Genomic DNA, 23,642 nt, shown 5'->3' with positions numbered 1-23,642 from the left:
TATATTGTAAAAAGATATTAAATGTGTTTAAATGTACTTATGGAGGTATATTATGAACACATCAAATATCACAAATTATAAACCAAAAGATTTTGCTGAATTATTAGGTGTTTCTGTAAAAACGCTTCAGAGATGGGACAGAGAGGGAATCTTAAAAGCAAACCGAACTCCAACAGACAGGCGTTATTACACATATGACCAGTATCTTCAATTTAAAGGTATAAATATAGAACATGATAAACGAAAAGTTGTTATTTATGCAAGAGTATCTACCAAAAACCAAAGGGATGATCTTCAAAATCAGACAGCATTTCTGCGTCAGTTCTGTAATGCCAGAGGAATGATCGTAGACCAGTGCATTGAAGACTATGGAAGCGGACTTGATTATAACCGCAGGAAATGGAATGGATTACTGGACGAAGTCATGGAGCAGAAGGTCAAAACCATAGTGATCACGCATAAAGACAGATTTATCCGTTTTGGATACGAATGGTTTGAAAGATTCTGCATGAGATTCCACACAACGATACTGGTGGTGAACAATGAAGAACTGTCACCACAGGAAGAACTTGTACAGGATATTATTTCCATCCTTCATGTGTTTTCCTGTAGATTATATGGACTTCGTAAGTATAAAAAACAGATAGAAAAGGATGAGGAGATTGCTGAAGAGCTTCAAGACAGAGATCGATCCTACAGAAGAGCAGAAGATCAAAATACATAAGACAATCGGCACATGCAGATATATTTATAATTTCTACCTGTTTCATAATAAAGAACGTTATGATGCCGGTGAAAGATTTATGAGCGGCAAGTCGTTCAGTGTATGGCTGAACAATGAATACCTTCCAGGGCATCCGGAATATTTCTGGATCAGAGAAGTCAGTTCCAAATCGGTAAAGAATGCAATCGAAAATGCCTGTACCGCTTTTTCAAGATTTTTTCATCATCAGACTAGTTTCCCGAGATATAAGAAAAAAGGAAGATCTGATGTAAAAATGTATTTTGTAAAGAATAATCCCAAAGACTGTCTCTGTGAACGTCACAGGATCAAGATCCCAACACTTGGCTGGGTAAGGCTGAAAGAAAAAGGTTACATTCCGGCTTCTAAGGATGGATATGTGATCCGAAGCGGGGCAGTTTCCATGAAAGCAGGCAGATATTATGTGTCTGCACTTGTCGATATACCTGCTCCGGAAGCAGATGGAAATTTCACTGATGGGATCGGAATCGATCTGGGGCTGAAAGACTTTGCGGTTGTGTCAAATGGAACTGTATACAGAAATATCAATAAAACAGCACGGATCAGAAAACTTGAGAAACAATTAAGACGGGCACAGCGAAAGCTTTCCCGTAAATATGAGAACTTAAAGAAAGGAGAGTCCACTCAAAGAGCAAATATATGCAAACAAAAGCTTAAAGTACAGAAACTTCATCATCGGATAGAAAATATCCGTACAGATCATATCAACAAGGTAATATCTGAGATAGTGAAAACCAAGCCGTCTCATATAACGATCGAGGATCTGAACATATCCGGGATGATGAAGAACCGGCATCTCTCAAAAGCAGTTGCGTCCCAGAAATTCTATGAATTCCGGACAAAATTGAAAATAAAATGTGCTGAATATGGAATCGAACTGAGGGTAGTTGACCGATGGTATCCATCTTCCAGGATCTGCCACTGCTGCAGCTGTATTAAAAAAGATCTGAAACTTTCAGACAGGATCTACAGATGCACATGTGGATATATTGAGGACAGAGATCTCAATGCAGCACGGAATCTGAGAGATGCAGAGACTTACGAAGTTGCATGATCCCGCAAACGTAAGTATGTACCGAAGGCTATTTCGGGAATTAACGACTGTGGAGTGTACTTAGGATCTGTGAGTAGAGATAACTCCGGTTACTCAAAAGCATACACAAAGAAACAGTAAGCGGTATTCGTGAGAATCCGCATTATCTCGATGTGAGTATGTTTAATCACATTTTGAGTGGCAGGTGATCGATGAAACTGATCCATTTATCAGATCTTCACCTGGGAAAACGTGTCAATGAGTTTTCCATGATCGAAGATCAGAAATATATTTTGAATGAAATCCTGAGGATCATTGATAAAGAAGCACCGGACGGGGTTCTTCTTGCGGGGGATCTTTATGACAGACCGATTCCGTCTGCGGAAGCCGTGCAGCTTTTTGACCGGTTTCTTACGCAGTTGGCAGAAAGGAAGATTCCGGTGTATGCCATCAGCGGAAATCATGACAGTGCGGAAAGGATCGCTTTCGGTTCACAGATCATGAGTAGCAGTGGGATCTGCATGACCCCGGTATACGATGGAAAAACAGAAAAGTACTGTTTAACGGACAGCTATGGAGAAGTGTGGATCCATCTGCTTCCATTTGTGCGTCCGGCAACTGTGAGGCACGGGCTGGAAGGAGAAGAAGAGGTGGATGAGATCCGTACCTACCAGGAGGCCGTGCAGGCGGCAGTTGCACATATGGAGATTGATAAACGTCATCGCAATGTACTGATCGCCCATCAGTTTGTGGTCGGTGCAATGCGCTGCGATTCTGAAGAGATTTCCGTTGGAGGTATCGACCAGGTGGAGGCAGATGTGTTCCGGGATTTTGACTATGTGGCACTTGGTCATATCCACAGTCCTCAGAATGTGGGAAGCGAGCACATCCGCTACTGCGGAACTCCTTTGAAATATTCTTTTTCCGAGGCAGGACAGCAGAAATCCGCGACAGTTGTGGAGCTTCTGGAAAAAGGAAATCTCAAGATCAGGGAGATTCCGCTGAAGCCTCAACGGGATATGCGAAAACTGAAGGGCACATACATGGAAATCACATCACTGTCCGGTTATCAGGACACAAACACAGAGGATTATGTGCAGATCACGCTGACAGATGAAGAAGATATCGTAAATGGAATGCAGAAGCTCCGTACTATTTATCCGAATCTGATGAGGCTGGAATATGATAACCGACGCACAAGAGAAAACCAGGAGATCGCAGGCACAGAAACGGTGAAAAGGAAATCTGAGCTGGAATATTTTGAGGAATTTTTTGAACTGCAGAATAACCAGCCCATGAATGAAGAACAGCGGAAATATTCCGAAGACCTGATCCGTAAGATCCAGGAGGTGAAATAATGAGACCGGAAAAACTGACCATCAGTGCCTTCGGGCCCTATGCGGACAAAACAGAGATTGATTTTTCAAAGCTTGGAGAGGGAGGTCTCTACCTGATCACCGGTGACACCGGAGCGGGAAAAACCACGATCTTTGATGCGATCACCTTTGCGTTATATGGAAGAGCCAGTGGAGAGGTAAGAGATCCGGCCATGTTTCGGAGCAAATATGCAGAGCCTTCCACAGAGACCTTTGTGGAGCTTGTTTTTTCCTATCAGGGGAAAAATTATCACGTGCGCCGGAGTCCGGAATATATGGCTCCGAAAAAAAGAGGCACCGGACAGACTCTTAGAAAAGCTGAAGCACAGCTGATCTATCCGGATGAACGTCAGCCGGTGACAAAGGCAAAAGATGTTACTGCGGCAGTGGAACAGCTTCTGGGACTGAGTTATGATCAGTTCACACAGATCGCAATGATCGCCCAAGGGGATTTCCAGAAATTACTTCTGGCAGGAACTACACAGAGAGGAGAGATCTTCCGACAGCTCTTTCACACAGGACTTTATCAGCAGATTCAGATGAAACTTAAGGATGCGTCAATAGCCAGATATAAGGAATATGATGAAATGCGCCGCAGTATTGCCCAGTATTTGGATGGAGTGAAAACGGAGACTGCTTCATGGCAGGAGGCAGAGGAATTTGACGAACTGAAAAAGATAAAATTCGAGGGAAAACTGGAGCGGAGTCTGGAACTTCTGAAGCAGTTTCTGGAATATGGTGAAGCACAGGAAAAAGAGCTCCGGGAAAAAGAAGACTCGCTTAATCAGGATATACGAAAAGCAGAAGAGGCACAAAATCTTGTGGCTCAGAAACGAAATCTGGAGCTGAAAAAGAAAAAAGCGGAAAAAGATCTGGAAGAATTAACACCACTTCTACAGCTTGCAGTAGAAGAGGCGGAAAAATATAAAGATGCAGATCACAGATGTGAAGAGCTTGGAATCAGGATCCGTGAAAAAGAAGAAAAGCTGAAAAAATATCAGGAGCTGGAAAAGCTGAAAAAAGAGCTGGAAACAATCGAAGGAAAGCTTGAAACAGTCAGTGAAAAAAAAGAGAAGGATATTTCCGAAGAGCAGCTTTTGCAGAAAAAAGATGAGGAAGAAAAAAAACGCCTTTCAATACTGGCAGATGCAGGAGAAGAACTACAAAAATACAAGTTTGAGTACGATAAACTGGACAGTGAAAAACGAAGCTATGACAGCTGTCTGCTGACGGAAGAAGAGATCAAAAAAGAACAGAAACAGATAGATGGATGGCAGGAAGAAATCATCCGGAAAGAAACGCAGCAGAAGGAAGAGCTGGAGCAGCAAAAGAAAGACAAGGCGCTGTTTGACAGCGCGGAGCTGGAACTTCAGAAGGCAGAGACGAAAAAGACAGAAGGGCTTCGGAAAAAGAAAGAATTAGAAGGACTGATTGCTCTGGTTAAGGAGTTTCAAGGGGCTTATAATGCCACGAAAGAGCAGCAGGAAAAATATAAGATTTCCATTGAAAAAGTACAAAAGCAGAGAGAAGTTTACCAGAAACTGTTTCAGAGTTTTCTGGACGCGCAGGCAGGGCTCCTGGCGCAGGAACTGAAAGAGGGCTGCCCATGCCCGGTATGTGGTTCTTTCGAGCATCCGCGTCCGGGAATACTTCCCAAAGGACAGGTTGTGGATCAGGAAATCCTGGACAGAGAGAAACAAAAACTGGACAGACTGGAGAATGACGCAAATACGCAGAGTGTGGAAGCAGGAAAACGAAAAGAACGCCAGAAAACATTATGGCATCAGATCCAGAGGGAGGCACAAGAGCTTTTACATGAGACGGTATGGAAAAAGCTGATCCCTTTGCTGAAAGAAAAACAGGACCAATGTGAAAAGCAGCTGGCAGACAGCGAGGAAGAGATTCGCATAGCAATAGAACGTAAAAAAAAGAAGAACGAAACAGAAACGTGGATCGAAAAGCTGGAAACAGAGATCGTTCAGTTACAGGAAGAGAAAAATCAATGTGACAGAAAACAGGCCGGTCTTCAGACAAGAGACGTGGAAAACAAAAAGCAGCAGCAGATAACAGCAGAAGAGATCCGAAAACTGATTCAGAAAAGTCTGGTGGCAGGAAATGGAGAAGTGACGGACAACACAGCTGCAGGATTTGAAAGACAGATACAGGATATGCTCAGCTGCCTGTCAGAAAAAGTTCAGGGAAAGGAAAAAGAAGCAAAACAGAAACAGGATCTTGAGAAGCTGATCATAGAAAGAGAAAAGACTCTGAAAGAACTGGGAAGAGTTATCAATGAAGCTGCACAGGACATCGTACGTCTGGAAACAGAGAGGAAGAACAAAGCACAGAAAGTGGATGAGCTGAACGAAGAGATCGGAGAAGGTGGAAAAGAATCTCTAGAACAGGAAATAAAAACACAGAGGAAGCTGTATGAAGAGCTGAAAGAAAGCAGCAGAAGAGCTCAACAGAAATTACAGGAGATCCGGGCGGAAAAGGAAAGAATAACAGCGGTTGTAAAAAACTTTGAGGAGCAGAAAAAAGAAATCGGAGAAGTAGATGAGGATGCGCTCAGAGAGCAGTACAGCCGTTTTAGGGAAGAGAAAACACAGCTTTCGGAAAAACGAAAAGCACTTTTTTCTGTTCAGAAGGGAAATGAGGAAATATATCAGAAAGTGCAGGTACGTCAGACGGAAATGACTGCGGCGGAAAAAGAATATGTCTGGATGAAAAATCTTTCGGATACAGCAAACGGAAAACTGAACGGAAAGGCGAAGATCGAGCTGGAAACCTATATCCAGATGGCATATTTTGACCGGATCCTGCGAAGAGCCAATCTCCGTCTTATGACCATGAGCAGCGGCCAGTACGAGCTGAAACGCCAGGAACAAAGCAAAAATCAGAAAGAAAAAGCAGGTCTTGATCTGAATGTCATTGATCACTATAACGGAACGGAACGAAGCGTAAAGACATTGTCCGGTGGGGAATCCTTCCAGGCATCGTTATCCCTGGCGTTGGGACTTTCCGATGAGATCCAGGCTTCAGCCGGGGGAATCCGGCTGGATTCCATGTTTGTGGATGAAGGATTCGGTTCTCTGGATGAGGAGTCTCTGGAGCAGGCATTAAAAGCGCTGAACAGCCTTGCAGATGGCAGACGTCTGGTAGGGATTATTTCCCATGTTTCCGAGCTGAAGGAACGAATTGACAATAAGATCATCGTTACCAAGCAATGTGGCGGAGAAGGTGTGGGAAGCAGTATCCGGATACAGTAACGCAGAAATAAAATAAGAATAAGATAAAAAAGCTCCGGCCGGGATGACATATATATGTATCGTCCTGGTCAGAGCTTCTTATATAGCTTTTTATTTATACAGAAGGTATGTTATCAGAGGATCAGTCTTTCTGATAGTTTTTCTTCTGTTCCTTCTTGGCTTCGCAGGTAAGCTCAACACCAAGCTTACGGAAGCTGATCACATCCACATCGGAAAGCATTACGGAAGTATGAGCCTGGCATCCACGGAGATTCGGGATCTGTTCCAGGGCAAGGCGTGCAGCATCGCTGGTTGCGGCACTCATGGAAAGGGCAATCAGGATCTCATCAATGTGAAGACGTGGATTCCTGCTTCCCAGATATTTGGTCTTCAGCTGCTGGATCGGATGGATGGCATCCGGGGAGATCACATGAAGATCGTGATCGATTCCTGCCAGCTCTTTCAGGGCATTGAGAAGAAGCGCAGCGGATGCGCCGAGAAGATCGGATGTTTTTCCGCATACGATCTTTCCGTCAGGAAGTTCCATAGCGGCGGCAGGGCCATTGGTTGCTTTTTCTTTTTCGAGGGCAGCCGGAACAACCTTACGGTCAGTGATCTCTGCATGAGCCTGCTGGAGAAGAAGCTCGATCTTACGTACCTCATTCTCTGTGCCGGAGCCGGAAACCAGAGCGTTCATGCTCTTATAATAACGGCGGATGATCTCCTGGCGGGAAGCCTCCTGGCATACTTCATCGTCAACGATGCAGTTACCTGCCATGTTGACACCCATATCTGTCGGAGATTTATAAGGGCAGCTGCCCATGATCTTCTCAAACATGGCCTGTACAACAGGGAAAACTTCTACGTCACGGTTGTAGTTGACGGTAGTTTTGCCGTAAGCCTCCAGATGGAACGGGTCGATCATGTTGACATCGTTCAGATCTGCAGTGGCAGCTTCGTAGGCAAGGTTTACCGGATGTTTCAGAGGAAGGTTCCAGATCGGGAAGGTCTCAAATTTTGCATAGCCGGCTTTTACTCCTCGTTTGTATTCGTGGTAAAGCTGGGAAAGGCAGGTTGCCATCTTTCCACTTCCTGGTCCCGGTGCTGTGATCACGACCAGAGGTCTGGTAGTTTCAATATAATCATTCTTTCCATAACCCTCGTCACTTACAATAAAGGAAGTGTTGCTTGGATAGCCGGGGATCAGGTAAAGCTTGTAGACACGGATTCCCAGTTTCTCCAGACGTTTTTTGAAGAGATCGGCACTTTCCTGGCCGGAGTACTGTGTGATGCATACGCTTCCCACATACAGGCCACGGCTTGAAAACTCATCCATAAGACGGAGTACATCTTCGTCATAGGTGATCCCAAGATCGCCACGTATTTTATTCTTGTCAATGTCATTGGCACTGATAACAATAACGATCTCCGCCTGATCAGAAAGCTGCATCAGCATGCGGAGCTTGCTGTCCGGTTCAAAACCCGGAAGAACACGGGATGCATGGTAGTCGTCAAACAGTTTGCCGCCGAATTCAAGATAAAGCTTGTTGCCGAACTGACCGATTCTTTCACGGATGTGTTCTGACTGCATTTTCAGATATTTGTCATTATCAAAACCTATTTTCATTTGTCTGATTTCCTCTCCTCTTTAATTTTCCAATTCACTGGGAACAGTATACTACAACTTTACGTTCACTGGCAATATCCAATGCGGTGTTTTTTCGATGGTATTTTTGTAATCTCGCAGTTGATTTATATGGTTTTTCTCTTTATAATAAAGAAATGACAAGAGGAGGAAAAAAATGAATAATCAACTGAATAATGATCAGGACGGGAAGCGACCTGACAACAAAGATCCCAGGCAGGGATCAGGTAAAAATCATCAGTCGATTCTGGCTTTTCTGATATGCCTCCTGGTCACACTGGTGTGCTTCGCGTTGTTTACCAATATGCTGAAGGATAACAGCAGTGAGATCTCCTATGATAAATTTATCGATATGGTGGATAAGGACCAGGTTAAGGAAGTAACGATCCAGTCCAGTACATTGACGATCGTACCCAAGAAAAAGAATTCCAAGTACGAGGATATGAGCTATTACACCACGAAGACCGAAGACAGTACAGCACTTACCAAGAGACTGGAAGGAAAGGGAATCAAGTTTGAGACCGATCCGCCGGATGTTTTTGGTGAATTTGTTGCAATGATCCTGAGCGTGGTTCTGCCGACATTGCTTCTGTTCGGACTTCTGATGTTTTCCATGCGCCGCATGAACAAAGGCGGCGGGATCATGGGCATGGGCGTGGGCAAGAGCAAAGCCAAGGCATATGTGCAGCAGGAAACGGGCGTTTCCTTTAAGGATGTGGCAGGTCAGGATGAAGCCAAGGAATCTCTCCAGGAAGTTGTGGATTTTCTTCATAACCCCGGAAAATACACAGCCATCGGAGCCAAGCTACCTAAGGGCGCACTTCTTGTAGGCCCTCCGGGAACCGGTAAGACATTACTTGCCAAGGCAGTTGCAGGTGAAGCGCAGGTACCGTTCTTCTCTCTTTCCGGCTCGGAATTTGTGGAGATGTTTGTGGGCGTGGGTGCCTCACGTGTCCGTGACCTTTTCGAGGAAGCCAAGAAGAATGCTCCGTGTATCGTATTTATCGATGAGATCGATGCCATTGGTAAAAGCCGTGATTCCCGCTATGGCGGCGGAAATGATGAGCGTGAGCAGACATTGAACCAGCTGCTTGCGGAGATGGATGGCTTTGATACATCCAAGGGACTTCTGATCCTTGCTGCGACCAACAGACCGGAGGTTCTTGATCCGGCTCTTCTCCGTCCGGGACGTTTTGACAGACGTGTGATCGTTGACAGACCGGATCTTAAAGGAAGGGTGGATATCCTGAAGGTACATGCCAAGAACGTGCTTCTGGATGACACCGTTGATTTTGAAGCTATTGCACTTGCAACTTCCGGTGCGGTAGGCTCTGATCTTGCCAATATGATCAATGAGGCTGCGATCCTTGCAGTCAAGAAGGGACGTAAAGCTGTATCACAGAAGGACCTGGAAGAATCCGTAGAGGTAGTTCTGGTGGGAAAAGAGAAGAAGGATCGTATCTTAAGCAAACAGGAACGCCGGATCGTATCCTACCATGAAGTCGGACACGCACTGGTAAATGCACTCCAGAAGGATGCGGAGCCTGTACAGAAGATCACCATCGTACCCCGTACCATGGGAGCACTGGGTTACGTTATGCAGGTACCTGAGGAAGAAAAATATCTCAACACCAAGAAAGAGCTGGAAGCTATGCTGGTAGGCTATCTTGGCGGACGTGCTGCAGAGGAGATCGTTTTTGACACAGTCACTACAGGTGCTGCCAATGATATTGAGCAGGCTACCAAGGTGGCCAGAGCCATGATCACACAGTATGGTATGTCAGAGAAGTTCGGACTGATGGGACTTGCCACACAGGAGAACCAGTATCTCAGCGGAAGAGCAGTTTTAAACTGTGGTGATGATACCGCAACAGAGATCGATCATGAGGTGATGAAGCTTCTCCACCATTCCTATGAGGAAGCCAAGAGGATCCTTGGAAGTCACAGAACAGAGATGGATAAGATCGCAGAATATCTGATCCGCAAGGAAACCATTACAGGTAAAGAGTTCATGAAGATCCTCCGTGCAGTTCAGCAGGGCCTGGATATCCCGGAGAATCTGGATGATCTGGTACTTTCCGAGGATGAAAAAGAAGTGTCCAATAAACAGGATATTGAAATGATCGCGGAAAATAACGAGGCTGCAAAAAGTACAGAATCGGTTCAGTTCAGACCGGAGATATCCGGACAGGAACTGACAGAGGATATGCAGGCACCGGAGAAAACAGAAGAATCTGCTCAGACAACAGATAGCGATCATGCAGAAACAGAAGAAAAGCCGGGATCACAGGCATAAAACAGATCATAAGAAAACCGGGAGAAATCCCGGTTTTCTTATGATCTGTAATAGTAAAACAGGAGAATAAAGTATGTTCATAATCGAGGAAGAATTAAAGAAGCTTCCGGCAAAACCGGGAGTTTATATCATGCATGGCGAGAAAGACGAGATCATCTATGTGGGAAAAGCCATAAGCCTTAAGAATCGTGTGCGCCAGTATTTCCAGAGCAGTCGTAATAAAGGTGCCAAGATTGAACGGATGGTTACACATATTACCAGATTTGAGTACATTATTACGGATTCGGAGCTGGAAGCCCTTGTGCTGGAGTGTAATCTTATCAAGGAACATCGTCCGAAATATAATACCATGCTCAAAGATGACAAGAGCTATCCGTTTATTAAGGTGACAGTTCATGAGCCATACCCGAGAGTGCTTTTTGCCAGGAGAATGAAAAAGGACAAGGCAAGATATTTTGGCCCCTATACAAGCGGCGGAGCAGTAAAGGACGTGATCGAACTGGTGCGGAAGCTGTATCAGGTACGCTCCTGCAACCGCAGTCTTCCGAGAGATACCGGAAAGGACCGGCCCTGTCTGTACTATCATATGAAACAGTGCAAGGCACCCTGCCAGGGATATGTCAGCCAGGAAGAATACCGGAAGAATATCAATAAGGTGATCAAATTTCTGAATGGAGATTTTCAGGACGCCATTAGTGAGCTGATGGAAAAAATGCAGAAAGCTTCGGAGGAAATGCGCTACGAAGATGCTATGGAATACCGGGACCTGATCAGCAGTATCCGGAAGATCGGGGAACGGCAGAAGATCACCGGCTACGGGCAGGAAGACAGGGACATCATTGCAGTAGCCATGGATGACAGTGAAGACCTCAGGGATCAGGATGCGGTTGTCCAGGTGTTTTTTATCCGGGATGGCAGGCTGATCGGCAGAGATCATTTTTATCTCCGTGTGGCAAAGGGTGATACAAAGGCGCAGGTCCTTTCCAGCTTTCTGAAACAGTTTTATGCGGGAACGCCATTTATCCCATCTGAGATTATGCTGCAAAGTGAGATTGAAGATGCAGATATCATCGAGGAGTGGCTGTCAGGAAGAAGAAAGCAGAAGGTACACATCCGGGTCCCGAAGAAGGGAACAAAGGAAAAATTGGTAGAGCTTGCCCTGGAAAATGCCCGTATGGTACTTGCCAAGGACAGAGAACGGATCAGGCGGGAGGAAGGACGAACCATCGGAGCTGTTCACGAGGTGGAAGAATGGCTGGGACTGAAAAACGTGGTGCGCATGGAAGCTTACGATATTTCCAATATCAGTGGCTTTGAGTCTGTGGGATCCATGGTAGTTTATGAAAAAGGCCGTCCCAAACGCAGTGATTACCGTAAGTTCAAGATCAAATGGGTACAGGGACCCAACGATTATGCCAGCATGGAAGAGGTTCTGACCCGAAGGTTCACTCATGAGAGTAACGGAGAATTTGACAGCTTTGCAAGGCTTCCGGATCTGATCCTGATGGATGGTGGAAGAGGGCAGGTAAATATCGCTCTGAAGGTGCTGAATGAGCTTGGGATAAGCATCCCGGTCTGCGGTATGGTCAAGGACGATCATCATCGGACGAGAGGCCTGTATTTCAACAATGTGGAGATTCCTATTGACACATCCGGCGAAGGCTTTCGCCTGATCACCAGGATCCAGGATGAAGCCCATCGGTTTGCCATTGAATACCATCGTTCCCTCAGGAGCAGGGAACAGGTCCATTCTATCCTGGATGATATCCCGGGGATCGGTGATACCAGGAGGAAAGCCCTTCTGCGTAAATTTAAATCTGTGGAAAATATCCGGGATGCATCGGAGAAAGAACTGGCACAGACAGAGAGCATGAATGCCAGAAGCGCCCGTCAGGTCTATGAATTTTTTCATAAATCCTGATGCTGCATTGCAGTTTCAGCAGTGATTGTGTATAATTAAAGATAAGGTGTCTCACGCCTCGGTAAAACGGCAGTGAGAATGCAAACTTTCAGCGAAAAGGAGACAAAAGTATGAAGGGTGTACAGTTGACAAAGATGGTACAGGAACTGGAGCTTAATAATCTGACTCCGGAGATCGACCTGTCAGGCATCGTGATCAAGACTGCGGAGATCAACAGACCTGCGCTTCAGCTTACCGGATATCTGGAGCATTTTGCCAATGAACGAGTTCAGATCATCGGATATGTAGAGTATACGTATCTGATGCAGCTTAATGAGGAGGAGAGACGTTTTAAATATGAACGTTTCATTTCCAGCAAGATCCCATGTGTTATTTTCAGTACCATGACTCGTCCGTCTCAGGACATGATCGATCTGGCTGTTAAATATAATGTTCCGACATTCGTGACAGAAAGAACAACTTCCAGTTTTATGGCAGAGATCATCCGTTGGCTGGGCGTGCAGCTTGCACCATGTATTTCTATTCATGGTGTGCTGGTTGATGTTTACGGCGAGGGAATCCTGATCACAGGTGAGAGCGGTATCGGTAAGAGTGAGGCAGCCCTGGAGCTGATCAAGAGAGGTCATCGTCTTGTCAGTGATGATGTTGTTGAGATCCGTAAGGTCAGTGACGTAACACTGGTGGGATCTGCGCCGGATATCACACGTCACTTTATCGAACTTCGTGGTATCGGTATCATCGATGTAAAAACACTGTTCGGTGTTGAGAGCGTTAAGGATACCCAGTCTATCGATCTCGTGATCAAGCTTGAGGAGTGGGACAGAGACAAGGAATACGATCGTCTTGGACTGCATGAGGAGTATACAGAGTACCTTGGAAATAAGGTAGTATGCCATTCTCTTCCGATCCGTCCGGGCCGTAACCTGGCGATCATCGTTGAGGCAGCGGCTGTCAATCACAGACAGAAGAAGATGGGATACAATGCGGCAGAGGCTCTGTACAAGCGTGTACAGGCAAATCTTGCGAAAAAAAGAGAAAATCCAGATGACGAAGAATAAGAGAGGGTAAGAAATGGGAACATATTGTTTTGGAATCGATGTAGGTGGAACAACTGTAAAATGCGGACTTTTCCGCACGGATGGTACTCTTGTTGAGAAATGGGAGATTCCAACCCGTAAAGAAAACAATGGAGATCAGATCCTTCCTGATGTGGCAGCAGCAGTAAATGCCAAGATGGAAGAAAAGGGTATCTCCAAAGAGGAGGTGGAAGGCGTCGGGATCGGTGTTCCGGGACCGGTAAACTCCAAAGGCGAAGTATCACGTGCAGTAAATCTCTTCTGGGGATATAAGAACGTTGTGGGAGAGATGGAAGAACTTACAGGTCTTCATGCGGAAGCTGGAAATGACGCCAATGTAGCGGCATTGGGAGAGGCATGGAAGGGTGCTGCAGCAGGCTCCTCCGATGTGATCATGGTCACACTTGGAACAGGTGTAGGCGGTGGTATCATTGTTGATGGAAAGATCGTGACCGGACATCACGGAGCTGGCGGTGAGATCGGACATGCCAATGTGGATCATCATGAAACAGAATCCTGCAACTGCGGAAACAGGGGCTGTCTGGAACAGTATGCTTCTGCGACCGGAATTGTCCGCATGGCAAAAAAAGAGCTTGCAGCTTCCGGTGAGAACAGTGTTCTCAGAGATGCCGGAGAGATTTCAGCAAAAGCAGTTCTGGACGCATTTAAGGAGAATGATCCGGTAGCTGTAGCAACCATGGAAAAGGTCGGAGAGCAGCTGGGTGGTGCTCTTGCCATTATTTGCTGTGTGACAGATCCGGAGACCATTGTTATCGGCGGAGGAGTTTCCAAGGCCGGACAGCCGCTTATTGACTGTATCCGGAAATATTACAGAGAGTATGCTTTTGAATCCTGCAAGGATACTCCTATCGTGATCGCGACACTTGGCAATGATGCAGGAATCTACGGTGCAGCCAAGATGGTACTTTAACCGAACCAGGGAAGTCCACTGCTTCAATTGCGAAAAGTAATAAGCGGTGGGTGGGACTTGCCTGAACTGATAAACTGCGAGACAGTAAGAAGTTATTAAAAGTAAAAAAGTGGTTTCCATATTTCAGGAAACCACTTTTTTTATATGTTGTTTATGAAAGATACTTATAATGGAGATCATTCATAATATTCTACCGGATCTTCGCCGGTGTCATAGCTGCCGTCATCGCCACCGGTATCATTGCTGCCGTCATCACCACCGGTGTTGTCGTCTGTTCCGGAATTGTCAGTATCATCACCGGTATTATCGGAACCGTCATCAGAATTGTCAGTATTGTCAGTGTCGGTGCTGTCAGTACTGTCCGGAGCTGCGCTTGGAATCGCTTCAGCTGCTGCATCGGTATCGGCGTCCGTATCTTCGTTATAATAATAGTCCTCTTCATCGTAATCGCTGCTGCCGTAGAAATGCTGATCACAGTATTCGGTGGGAAGACTGGAGATATCAAAATACTCTGTGATAGTCGGGCATCCGGATCTGGGAAGAAGACCGGTTTCTGCGCAGACACTGGCTTTTTCCACACTGGAAGGCATATCGAAATCTCTGTCCTCCAGGCCCTCGTGGATACGGGTCATAACTTTTTTCCAGAGGTTTTTGTGGAAGTTACGGGCATCTTCCGGAATTTTTTCGTTGTTGTCATAGCCGGACCATACTGCACAGGTGTAGTACGGTGTGTAGCCTACGAACCACAGGTCATTGTAGTCCTCTGTAGTACCTGTTTTTCCGGCTACAGTCATATTGTCCAGCTGGCAGGCGGTACCGGTACCTTTTTTTACAACGTCTTCCATGGCGCTTGTAAGAAGATAAGCGGTACTATCTTTGATCACAGATCTGGAAACGGAGGAGTTCTCGATCAGAACATTTCCGTCATGATCAAGGATCTGTGTATAATAGATCGGTTTGATATAGTTCCCGCCATTAGCAATGGCTGCATATGCAGCACAAAGTTCCACGTTCTTGACACCTTTGGTGATACCGCCAAGAGCAGTAGCCAGGTTGGCGTCACTCCAGATATTTCCGTTGGCATCTTTATCTGCCTCAGTTCCGTGAGCCAGTGTGGTGAAACCGAAATCATCCAGATATTTAAGGCCGAGAGCCGGGGTAACCTGCTCCAGGCATTTAACAGCTACAACGTTGATGGAATTCTGGATCGCTTTGCGGATGGTGGTCTCGCCGCCGTAGCTTCTTGAGGCGTTGTTGACAGGAGATCCGTCCGGGTATTCGTAAGGCTCATCCATAAAGGTTGTAGCAAGTGTATCGCCTTTTTCGTTCAACGCAGGTGCATAGGTGGAAACGATCTTAAAGGTAGAACCAGGCTGTCTGGTCGTATCAGTGGCACGGTTCAGGGTCAGGCTGGCTGTTTTTTCGCCACGGCCTCCGATCAGGGCTTTTACGTAACCGGTATGCTGGTCAATGACAGTCATGGAAGACTGTGGCTGTGGCGCAAAGTTTACACGCTCAGATACTACGGTGCTTCCGTCTGCCAGGATGTTAGCCTTGTACTGATCCACATACTGCTGACCTTCCTCAGGAGAATCAAAGAGAAGATCAAATTCCGGATCCTGATCACGGAAATACAGCTGCAGCATTTCTTTGCTGTAGTTTGTCTGTTTTCCATCCGGGCTTTGTACAGTCAGTGCATAATCCAGTTCATACTGAACATTGGCCGGATAGTTATCAGGGTTTGCATATTCCTCATCAAGGATCTGCTGCATGTTGGAATCCAGGGTTGTCATGATCTTCAGACCACCGCTGTAAAGAAGATTGGTAGCCTGCGTCTTGGTATATCCTTTAATGTTCATCAGGTCGCTGATGACCTGATTGGTAACCTCATCTTCGAAATACGTGTAAACGGTACTTTCTTCTTCGGTGTTCTCAAGCTGTGCGGCCTGGATACGGGAATAAACGTCATCATTCAGTGCTGCATTATATTCATCCTGTGAGATGTAATTCTGATCCAGCATGTGATCCAGGACTTCCTTCCGTCTCTTGGAGTTTGCTTTTGGATTGGTGATCGGATTAAATTTGGTAGGGTTCTGCGTGATGCCGGCAAGGGTGGCACATTCAGAAAGGTTCAGATCCCATACGTCTTTGTTAAAGTATTTTTTGGAAGCGGCCTGTACACCGTAGGAACCTGCACCCAGGTTAATGGTATTCAGGTAATTCTCAAGAATCACATTTTTGTCATATTTTTTTTCAATCTGTACAGCAAGGTACTGCTCCTGGAACTTACGTGTGAAACGTTCCAGCTGTGTGGATTCGTTGGTCCAGTCAGTGAAAACATTATTCTTCAGAAGCTGCTGCGTGATGGTACTGGCACCCTCGGAAAAGTTACCGGTGGTGATCGCCTTCATTCCGGCACGTGCGATACCGCGGACATCAATACCGTTATGTTCATAAAAACGCTCATCCTCAATGGCTACCACTGCATGCTGCAGACTAACCGGGATCTGGTCTAGGGAGACCGGAAGACGGTTGGATGTAGGGGCTGAAAGCTGTCGCATCTGTGTTCCCTGGTCATCATACAGGAAGGTTGCATATCCGAGAGGTGAAATATCCACATCGTTGACGTCAGGTGCTCCGGCGATCACGCCCCGGAAGGAGCCGATACCAAGGCAGACAACCATGACGCAGACTGCGATCAGAGCTGTAAATAAAACCCGGATAAACGAAACGTGTGCTCTTTTTTCCAGCATGGAAGTACGGGAGATCAGAGCATTCCGCTTCTTGGAAGTGGATCTTTTTCCGTAGTTCATAATATTCCTCCTTTATAATCCGTTTCATTATAACAAATATGAGATGCCAAATAAAGCCTTAAAAAAAATTTCACAATTCATGATATCTTATACATTGTGCAATGAAGATAATTATTATACAATAAAGAAAACTCTGCCTGAAACAGAGGGTTGGATATAGATAACGGAGGCGTAAACCATGCTGGAACATTATAAAACCATATACGAAGGCGGCGAAGGCGAACTTGTGGAAAAAAAATCCCGTTTCATCGCAACCGTCCGTCCTGTGGAAACAGAAGAAGAGGCCCTTGCCTTTATCGAAGAAATGAAAAAAAAATACTGGGATGCACGTCATAACTGCTATGTATATTCCGTAGGGATGAACCGGGAAGCCACCCGCTGCAGTGATGACGGAGAACCATCCGGAACAGCCGGAAGGCCTATGCTGGATGTGCTTCTGGGAGCCGGGATCTATAATGCGGCCATTGTGGTGACCAGATATTTTGGAGGTGTCCTTCTTGGGACAGGAGGGCTTGTGCGGGCATATTCCGGTGCAGTCCAGGCAGGACTGGCGGCAAGCACCGTCATTGAGAAGCATCATGGGATCTCTCTTCAGGTGACGACGGATTATACAGGGATCGGAAAGATCCAGTATATCGCAGGAGAAAGAAGTTTGCCGATCCTGGATTCCGAATATACCGACAAGGTTGTCTTGAAGCTTCTTGTGCCGGATGATCAGGTCGAAGAGGTGAAGAAGGCGATCACAGAAGGAACAAATGGAAGAGCCGGACTTGAGAAGGATGCAGAACTGTATTTTGCGAAAGTAAACGGAGAAGTGAGGACCTTCGAAAAGTAAAAGAAAAGAGAATGTCAGTATAAAAATACCCCGGGAAGAGGGCAGATGATCTGTGTTACAGTCTGCTCTTCGCGGGGCTTTTTTATTTCAGAAAATTATTCCTGTTAGCATTTCTCCGGTTCCGGATAATCCACACCAAAGGTATCAACAGTCATGGAGCTGATCTTCTGCTCGTCAAGAGGACGGTCACTGTAGTCCGTGTCTGTCTCTGCGATAGCATTTACAACATCCATGCCCTCAATGATCTGACCGAATGCAGCATAGCTTCCGTCAAGATGCGGAGCAGCCTTGTGCATGATAAAGAACTGGCTTCCGGCAGAGTTCGGATTCATGGCTCTTGCCATGGAGAGAACACCTGGTGTATGCTTCAGGTCGTTTTTGAAACGGTTCTGGGAGAACTCACCCTTGATGCTGTATCCCGGGCCACCCATACCGGTTCCGTCCGGGCATCCGCCCTGGATCATAAAGCCGTTGATGACACGGTGGAAGATCAGGCCGTCATAAAAGCCTTTTTTTACAAGGCTGATGAAGTTATTTACTGTGTTCGGGGCAACTTCCGGATATAATTCCGCTTTCATTACATCGCCATTATCCATTGTGATGGTAACGATAGGATTTGCCATAGTTTTCGCACTCCTTTTCAAAAAGTATTGTATTTCGCTGTTCGCTCTATTATAATATGCAAAGAATAATTGTGCAAGAAAAAGGTGGAAAATATGGTCATAGAAACGCATGATCCTGAGGAAACATTCGAGGTCGGAAGGACGATCGGAATGAATGCGAAGCCGGGACAGATCTACACACTGACAGGCGATCTGGGAGTTGGAAAAACCGTGTTCACACAGGGAGTGGCAGCAGGTCTTGGAATTACAGAACCTGTAAACAGCCCTACGTTTACCATTATCCAGGAATATGAAGACGGACGTCTGCCATTTTATCATTTTGATGTATATCGTATCGGGGATCTGGAAGAAATGGAAGAGATCGGATACGATGATTATTTTTTCGGGCAGGGAATCTGTCTGATCGAATGGGCGGAACTCATTGAGGAGATCCTGCCGGAAAAAAGGATTGAAGTTACCATTGAAAAAGATCTTGAGAAGGGCTTTGAATACAGAAAGATCACCATTGAGGAGAGAGGAGAAAAGACAGAATGAGAGTTTTGGCACTGGACAGTTCCGGAATCGTGGCATCCGTAGCCGTTGTGGAGGACGATATACTGGTAGCAGAATATACAGTTAATTATAAGAAAACACATTCCCAGACTCTTCTTCCCATGCTGGATGAGATCGTGAAGATGACAGAGCTGGATCTGAAGACGATTGACGCTATTGCGGTAGCCAAGGGACCGGGCTCTTTTACCGGACTCCGTATTGGCTCTGCCACAGCCAAGGGACTTGGACTTGCCCTTGACAAACCCCTGGTCGGGATTCCGACTGTGGAGGCACTGGCCTATAATCTCTATGATGTAAACGGACTGATCTGTCCGATCATGGATGCCAGAAGAAAGCAGGTTTATACGGGAATCTATCGTTACGAGGATCACAGGCTCATGACGGTAAAGGATCAGATGGCAGTGGGAATTGAGGAGCTTCTTTCCATGCTGAATGAGATGGGAGAAACCGTAACATTCCTCGGAGACGGAGTCCCGGTATTTAAAGATATCATCGCAGATAAGCTTACTGTACCGTTTTCTTTTGCACCGGCCCATCTTTCCAGACAGAGAGCAGGTGCTGTAGGTGCACTTGGTGTCCTTTATTATAAAGAAGGCAGAATCGAGACAGCGGCTGAGCACAAACCGGATTATCTCCGTGTTTCACAGGCTGAGCGGGAGCGTGCCCAGAAACTGAAAAAAGGATCAGAAGGGGAAAACGCATGATCTTAAGAGAAATGCTTGTGGATGATCTGGATCAGGTTATGGAGATCGAAGAGGAACTTTTTTCAGTCCCCTGGACAAAAGAGGGATTTCTGACATTTCTTATGAAAGAGAACGGGATGTTTCTTGTTGTGGAAGAAAAGGGCCGGATCCTGGGATATTGTGGTCTTCTTACGGTGCTGGATGAGGGGGATGTGACCAATGTGGCTGTCCGCAGAGAACGTCAGAGAGAGGGAATCGGAAATTTCCTTATGGAGAGTATGATCCGTCTGGCAGAAGAGCGTGGGATCACCATGATCCATCTGGAGGTCCGGGCAGGAAATGAGACTGCGATCCGGCTTTATGAACGTCAGGGATTTGTGCGGGATGGCCTGCGAAAGGGGTACTATACAGATCCCACAGAGGATGCTGTTCTTATGACACGCACCGCAGTTTCTGAATAGGCTTACCCGGGAGAGGTACTTGTCTGTACGGGATAAGTATGCTAAACTTTGCCACAGAACAGGAAAAGAGGAAAAATATGTTAGATGTTTGTTTACTTGGCTGCGGAGGAATGATGCCGCTGCCACGCAGATGGCTTACCGCACTGATGACCCGTTATAACGGCAGCAGTCTGATGATCGATTGCGGGGAAGGCACTCAGGTGGCCATTAAAGAAAAGGGCTGGAGCTTCAAGCCTATTGATGTGATCTGTTTTACCCATTATCATGGGGATCATATCAGCGGACTTCCGGGACTCCTTTTGACTATGGGAAATGCAGACCGCACAGAACCGCTGACTCTGGTAGGCCCAAGAGGACTGGAACGTGTGGTAAGCGCACTTCGTGTGATCGCACCGGAGCTGCCCTTTGAAATTAAATTTATCGAGATCACGAAACCGGAGGAAGTTCTGGAACTGAATGGGTACCGGATCACTGCATTTCGGGTGAACCATAATGTTACCTGCTATGGATATACCCTTGAGATCCTGCGCCAGGGAAAATTTTCTCCTGACAGTGCCAGAGAGCATGAGATCCCGCTGAAATTTTGGAATCCGCTGCAGAAGGGACAGACTGTGGAGGATGAAGGAAGGATCTACACACCGGATATGGTGCTTGGTCCGCCAAGAAAAGGGATCAAGCTTACCTATACCACAGATACCAGACCGACAGAGTCTATTTTACGTAATGCAAAAGGTTCCGATCTTTTTATCTGTGAGGGAATGTATGGTGAAGATGACAAGATCGAAAAGGCAAAAGGCTACAAACACATGACGTTTCGTGAAGCGGCCACTCTTGCCCGTGATGCGGAAGTGGGGGAAATGTGGCTGACCCATTACAGCCCTTCTCTGGTACGTCCGGATGATTACATGGATACAGTACGTGAGATCTTTCCGAAGGCATGGCCGGGAAAAGACGGGAAGAGTGTGGAACTGAATTTTGAAGAGGACTGAAAAAATGAAAGATACATTAATTCTTGGTATTGAGAGCTCCTGTGATGAAACGGCAGCTTCCGTTGTAAAAAATGGAAGGACTGTCTTATCAAACGTGATTTCCTCACAGATCGAGATCCATAAACTGTACGGAGGTGTTGTACCGGAGATCGCCTCCAGAAATCATATAGAAAGGATCAACCAGGTCATCCAGGAAGCGCTGGACGAGGCAAATGTCACTCTGGATGATATTGATGCTATCGGTGTAACCTATGGACCGGGGCTTGTCGGTGCACTTCTTGTAGGTGTGGCAGAAGCCAAGGCTATTGCCTATGCAAGAAACCTGCCACTGGTAGGCGTGCATCATATAGAAGGCCATGTTTCTGCCAATTATATTGAGCATCCGGATCTGGAACCGCCGTTTCTCTGTGCCATTGTATCCGGTGGACACACCCATCTTGTTATTGTGAAGGACTACGGCCAGTTTGAGATCCTGGGCCGAACCAGAGACGATGCGGCAGGTGAGGCATTTGATAAGGTTGCACGTGCCATTGGGCTGGGATATCCGGGAGGACCGAAGATCGATAAGCTGGCAAAGGAAGGAAATCCGGACGCTATCGAGTTTCCACGTGCAAAAATCGGCGAAAATCCATATGATTTCAGCTTCAGCGGCGTGAAGTCCGCAGTTCTTAATTATTTAAACGGGGCAAAAATGAAAGGTGAGGAAGTAAACCGTGCAGATATCGCGGCATCCTTCCAGAAGGCGGTTGTTGACGTACTGGTAGAGCATACCATGCAGGCAGCAGCTGATTTTGGCATGAAAAAGGTTGCCATTGCAGGAGGTGTTGCTTCCAACGGAGCACTTCGCACTGCTATGGAAAAAGCATGTACAGAACGTGGATACAAATTTTACCGTCCGTCACCGATCTTCTGTACGGATAACGCAGCGATGATCGGTGTGGCAGCTTACTATGAATATATCAGGGGAACACGCCACAGCTGGGATCTGAATGCGGTTCCGAACCTGAAGCTTGGCGAAAGATAAAAGAATCCGGGGTAATTGATCATGGGAGAGTGCAGAAATACAGCTATTGTCCTGGCAGCAGGCCAGGGAAAGAGAATGCACAGCAAAATACAGAAGCAGTTTATGGAGCTTGACGGGATGCCGGTGCTCTGTTATTCTCTGCGCTGTTTTCAGGAAAGTCCGCTGATCAGGGATGTGATCCTGGTAACAGGGGAGGAGTATGTTTTCTGGTGCAAAGAAGAAATCGTGGAAAAATATGGTTTTACAAAGGTTTCTGCTGTAGTATCCGGCGGAAAAGAACGGTACGATTCTGTTTATGAAGGACTTCGTGCGTGTAAAGACACAGAGTATGTGCTGATCCATGACGGTGCCAGACCATTTATTGATCATGGGATCATTGAAAGAGGACTTATGGCAGCAGCACAGACAGGTGCCAGTGTTACAGGCATGCCTTCCAAGGATACAGTTAAGATCGCAGATGAGGATGGGAATGTCAGTGAAACTCCGGATCGCAGCAGTGTATGGATCGTCCAGACTCCGCAGATCTTTCAATACCCGCTGATCTATGGCGCATATACCAGCATTCGGCAGAAGGAAATGACCGGAATTACAGATGATGCCATGGTTGCAGAACATGAGACCGGGGTGAAGATCCGCTTTTCAGAAGGTTCTTATCGCAATATTAAGATCACAACACCGGAAGATCTGGTGGTTGCGGAGGCATTTTTGAAGGAAAACAGAGAGTAGAATAGAGAGTAGAACAGGGTGAAAATCCCGGTAAATATGGACATATAGCAGAAATTGAAGCTATATGTCCAATTTTTTGAAAAAAATATCAAATTTGTTATTGACAGGGGAGATATTTGATGATAGAATACAACATGCGCTGACAAAACAGCACAAAAAATGTTGGAAAACATTATATGGAGAGATATCGAAGTGGTCATAACGAGGCGGTCTTGAAAACCGTTTGTCCGCAAGGGCGCGTGGGTTCGAATCCCACTCTCTCCGTTTGTCAAATACAGAATAAAAACTTTTTAAAAAAGTAAAAAAAAGTACTTGACAACATAAAAGATACGAGATATAATATCACCTGTCGCTGAGAACGGCAGAGATAAATATCGGAACTACTTAGTAAGTAGGGCAATTTGGAGAAGTACCCAAGCTGGCCGAAGGGGCTCCCCTGGAAAGGGAGTAGGTCGTTAACGCGGCGCGAGGGTTCAAATCCCTCCTTCTCCGCTTTAATTTTTTTGAAGACTAAATGCTTCAAAAAAATTAAAAAAAGTTCTTGACAAGCAGTTGAGAATGAGATAAAATGAACAAGCTGTCCGAGAGACAGACGCAACAAACCTTGATAACTAAACAGTGAAACACATACGATTCTCGAAAATTTCTTT

Annotated in this window: 18 protein-coding genes and 2 tRNA genes; 17 read left to right on the top strand and 3 right to left on the bottom strand. The window is 46.1% G+C overall.

Translation table 11 applies throughout. From position 1 onward, the window contains the following. The first annotated feature begins 67 nt into the window (after positions 1-67). From NE671_RS04575 to NE671_RS04560, 4 genes are all read left to right on the top strand, one after another. Positions 68-724: an IS607 family transposase gene (locus NE671_RS04575; RefSeq protein WP_173740174.1), complete on the top strand. Its 657-nt coding sequence runs from the start codon at positions 68-70 to the stop codon at positions 722-724. Then, entirely contained in the window at positions 654-1,817 is a 1,164-nt protein-coding gene (locus tag NE671_RS04570; RefSeq protein WP_256163719.1) for an RNA-guided endonuclease InsQ/TnpB family protein, read from the top strand. The genes NE671_RS04575 and NE671_RS04570 overlap by 71 nt, the downstream gene beginning before the upstream one ends. 191 nt (positions 1,818-2,008) lie before the next feature. Continuing rightward, positions 2,009-3,154 carry an exonuclease SbcCD subunit D gene (locus tag NE671_RS04565; protein WP_129976049.1) on the top strand — a complete coding sequence of 382 codons (1,146 nt, stop codon included), beginning with the start codon at positions 2,009-2,011 and terminating at the stop codon, positions 3,152-3,154. Continuing rightward, the gene (locus NE671_RS04560) at positions 3,154-6,438 is read left to right on the top strand and encodes an AAA family ATPase (RefSeq protein ID WP_256163718.1); all 3,285 of its coding nucleotides are present in this window, start codon (positions 3,154-3,156) and stop codon (positions 6,436-6,438) included. The genes NE671_RS04565 and NE671_RS04560 overlap by 1 nt, the downstream gene beginning before the upstream one ends. Before the next feature lie 121 nt (positions 6,439-6,559). Here the strand turns inward: NE671_RS04560 and NE671_RS04555 are convergent, their stop codons facing one another. Next, complete coding sequence (locus NE671_RS04555; protein ID WP_256163717.1) at positions 6,560-8,044, bottom strand: DUF1846 domain-containing protein; 1,485 nt, start codon at positions 8,042-8,044, stop codon at positions 6,560-6,562. Between the two features lie 175 nt (positions 8,045-8,219). On the opposite strand from NE671_RS04555, the gene ftsH reads away from it, so the two are divergent. From ftsH to NE671_RS04535, 4 genes are all read left to right on the top strand, one after another. Beyond that, complete coding sequence (ftsH, locus tag NE671_RS04550; RefSeq protein ID WP_021651517.1) at positions 8,220-10,358, top strand: ATP-dependent zinc metalloprotease FtsH; 2,139 nt, start codon at positions 8,220-8,222, stop codon at positions 10,356-10,358. Between the two features lie 73 nt (positions 10,359-10,431). After that, positions 10,432-12,279 (top strand): excinuclease ABC subunit UvrC, encoded by a 1,848-nt coding sequence (gene uvrC, locus NE671_RS04545; RefSeq protein ID WP_173734409.1) that lies wholly within the window; start codon positions 10,432-10,434, stop codon positions 12,277-12,279. A gap of 110 nt (positions 12,280-12,389) precedes the next feature. Next, entirely contained in the window at positions 12,390-13,337 is a 948-nt protein-coding gene (hprK, locus tag NE671_RS04540) for an HPr(Ser) kinase/phosphatase (protein WP_021651515.1), read from the top strand. A 13-nt stretch (positions 13,338-13,350) separates the two neighbouring features. After that, entirely contained in the window at positions 13,351-14,286 is a 936-nt protein-coding gene (locus NE671_RS04535; RefSeq protein WP_022426675.1) for an ROK family glucokinase, read from the top strand. A gap of 176 nt (positions 14,287-14,462) precedes the next feature. Here NE671_RS04535 and NE671_RS04530 read toward each other — a convergent pair whose 3' ends face one another. Further along, positions 14,463-17,099 carry a transglycosylase domain-containing protein gene (locus NE671_RS04530; protein ID WP_173740918.1) on the bottom strand — a complete coding sequence of 879 codons (2,637 nt, stop codon included), beginning with the start codon at positions 17,097-17,099 and terminating at the stop codon, positions 14,463-14,465. A gap of 178 nt (positions 17,100-17,277) precedes the next feature. On the opposite strand from NE671_RS04530, the gene NE671_RS04525 reads away from it, so the two are divergent. After that, on the top strand, positions 17,278-17,934 hold the full coding sequence (locus NE671_RS04525) for a YigZ family protein (protein ID WP_173740917.1): 657 nt from the start codon (positions 17,278-17,280) through the stop codon (positions 17,932-17,934). A 104-nt stretch (positions 17,935-18,038) separates the two neighbouring features. Here the strand turns inward: NE671_RS04525 and NE671_RS04520 are convergent, their stop codons facing one another. Beyond that, positions 18,039-18,557 (bottom strand): peptidylprolyl isomerase, encoded by a 519-nt coding sequence (locus tag NE671_RS04520; RefSeq protein WP_021651510.1) that lies wholly within the window; start codon positions 18,555-18,557, stop codon positions 18,039-18,041. Positions 18,558-18,650: 93 nt separating this feature from the next. Between NE671_RS04520 and tsaE the strand changes: the two genes are divergently transcribed. The 8 genes from tsaE (at position 18,651) to NE671_RS04480 (ending at position 23,484) form a co-directional block, all read left to right on the top strand. Then, positions 18,651-19,091, top strand: coding sequence for a tRNA (adenosine(37)-N6)-threonylcarbamoyltransferase complex ATPase subunit type 1 TsaE (tsaE, locus tag NE671_RS04515; RefSeq protein WP_015525922.1), 441 nt, complete (start codon positions 18,651-18,653; stop codon positions 19,089-19,091). Further along, positions 19,088-19,813, top strand: a complete 726-nt coding sequence (gene tsaB, locus NE671_RS04510) for a tRNA (adenosine(37)-N6)-threonylcarbamoyltransferase complex dimerization subunit type 1 TsaB (protein ID WP_110104053.1) — start codon at positions 19,088-19,090, stop codon at positions 19,811-19,813. The genes tsaE and tsaB overlap by 4 nt, the downstream gene beginning before the upstream one ends. Then, the gene (gene rimI / locus NE671_RS04505; protein ID WP_110104052.1) at positions 19,810-20,253 is read left to right on the top strand and encodes a ribosomal protein S18-alanine N-acetyltransferase; all 444 of its coding nucleotides are present in this window, start codon (positions 19,810-19,812) and stop codon (positions 20,251-20,253) included. Before tsaB ends, rimI begins: the two co-directional genes overlap by 4 nt. A 77-nt stretch (positions 20,254-20,330) precedes the next feature. Next, entirely contained in the window at positions 20,331-21,242 is a 912-nt protein-coding gene (locus NE671_RS04500) for a ribonuclease Z (RefSeq protein WP_015525919.1), read from the top strand. 4 nt (positions 21,243-21,246) lie between these two features. Next, positions 21,247-22,266 carry a tRNA (adenosine(37)-N6)-threonylcarbamoyltransferase complex transferase subunit TsaD gene (tsaD, locus tag NE671_RS04495; protein ID WP_015525918.1) on the top strand — a complete coding sequence of 340 codons (1,020 nt, stop codon included), beginning with the start codon at positions 21,247-21,249 and terminating at the stop codon, positions 22,264-22,266. Positions 22,267-22,287: 21 nt separating this feature from the next. Further along, positions 22,288-22,992, top strand: coding sequence for a 2-C-methyl-D-erythritol 4-phosphate cytidylyltransferase (gene ispD / locus NE671_RS04490; protein ID WP_015525917.1), 705 nt, complete (start codon positions 22,288-22,290; stop codon positions 22,990-22,992). Positions 22,993-23,170: 178 nt separating this feature from the next. Next, positions 23,171-23,256 (top strand) — tRNA-Ser (locus NE671_RS04485). Positions 23,257-23,395: 139 nt separating this feature from the next. Continuing rightward, positions 23,396-23,484, top strand: a tRNA-Ser gene (locus NE671_RS04480). The last annotated feature ends 158 nt before the right edge of the window (positions 23,485-23,642 follow it).

It is taken from the genome of Blautia sp. DFI.9.10 (assembly GCF_024461705.1).
Classification (GTDB): domain Bacteria; phylum Bacillota; class Clostridia; order Lachnospirales; family Lachnospiraceae; genus Blautia_A; species Blautia_A fusiformis.
The sequence above is the reverse complement of the archived record's forward strand: the minus strand, read 5'-3'. Positions and strand labels throughout refer to the sequence as shown.

Coding starts and splice junctions, on each gene's coding strand:
- NE671_RS04570 (WP_256163719.1), top strand. CDS start 654: ATGAGGAGATTGCTGAAGAGCTTCAAGACAGAGATCGATCCTACAGAA.
- NE671_RS04565 (WP_129976049.1), top strand. CDS start 2,009: ATGAAACTGATCCATTTATCAGATCTTCACCTGGGAAAACGTGTCAAT.
- NE671_RS04560 (WP_256163718.1), top strand. CDS start 3,154: ATGAGACCGGAAAAACTGACCATCAGTGCCTTCGGGCCCTATGCGGAC.
- NE671_RS04555 (WP_256163717.1), bottom strand. CDS start 8,044: ATGAAAATAGGTTTTGATAATGACAAATATCTGAAAATGCAGTCAGAA.
- ftsH (WP_021651517.1), top strand. CDS start 8,220: ATGAATAATCAACTGAATAATGATCAGGACGGGAAGCGACCTGACAAC.
- uvrC (WP_173734409.1), top strand. CDS start 10,432: ATGTTCATAATCGAGGAAGAATTAAAGAAGCTTCCGGCAAAACCGGGA.
- hprK (WP_021651515.1), top strand. CDS start 12,390: ATGAAGGGTGTACAGTTGACAAAGATGGTACAGGAACTGGAGCTTAAT.
- NE671_RS04535 (WP_022426675.1), top strand. CDS start 13,351: ATGGGAACATATTGTTTTGGAATCGATGTAGGTGGAACAACTGTAAAA.
- NE671_RS04530 (WP_173740918.1), bottom strand. CDS start 17,099: ATGAACTACGGAAAAAGATCCACTTCCAAGAAGCGGAATGCTCTGATC.
- NE671_RS04525 (WP_173740917.1), top strand. CDS start 17,278: ATGCTGGAACATTATAAAACCATATACGAAGGCGGCGAAGGCGAACTT.
- NE671_RS04520 (WP_021651510.1), bottom strand. CDS start 18,557: ATGGCAAATCCTATCGTTACCATCACAATGGATAATGGCGATGTAATG.
- tsaE (WP_015525922.1), top strand. CDS start 18,651: ATGGTCATAGAAACGCATGATCCTGAGGAAACATTCGAGGTCGGAAGG.
- tsaB (WP_110104053.1), top strand. CDS start 19,088: ATGAGAGTTTTGGCACTGGACAGTTCCGGAATCGTGGCATCCGTAGCC.
- rimI (WP_110104052.1), top strand. CDS start 19,810: ATGATCTTAAGAGAAATGCTTGTGGATGATCTGGATCAGGTTATGGAG.
- NE671_RS04500 (WP_015525919.1), top strand. CDS start 20,331: ATGTTAGATGTTTGTTTACTTGGCTGCGGAGGAATGATGCCGCTGCCA.
- tsaD (WP_015525918.1), top strand. CDS start 21,247: ATGAAAGATACATTAATTCTTGGTATTGAGAGCTCCTGTGATGAAACG.
- ispD (WP_015525917.1), top strand. CDS start 22,288: ATGGGAGAGTGCAGAAATACAGCTATTGTCCTGGCAGCAGGCCAGGGA.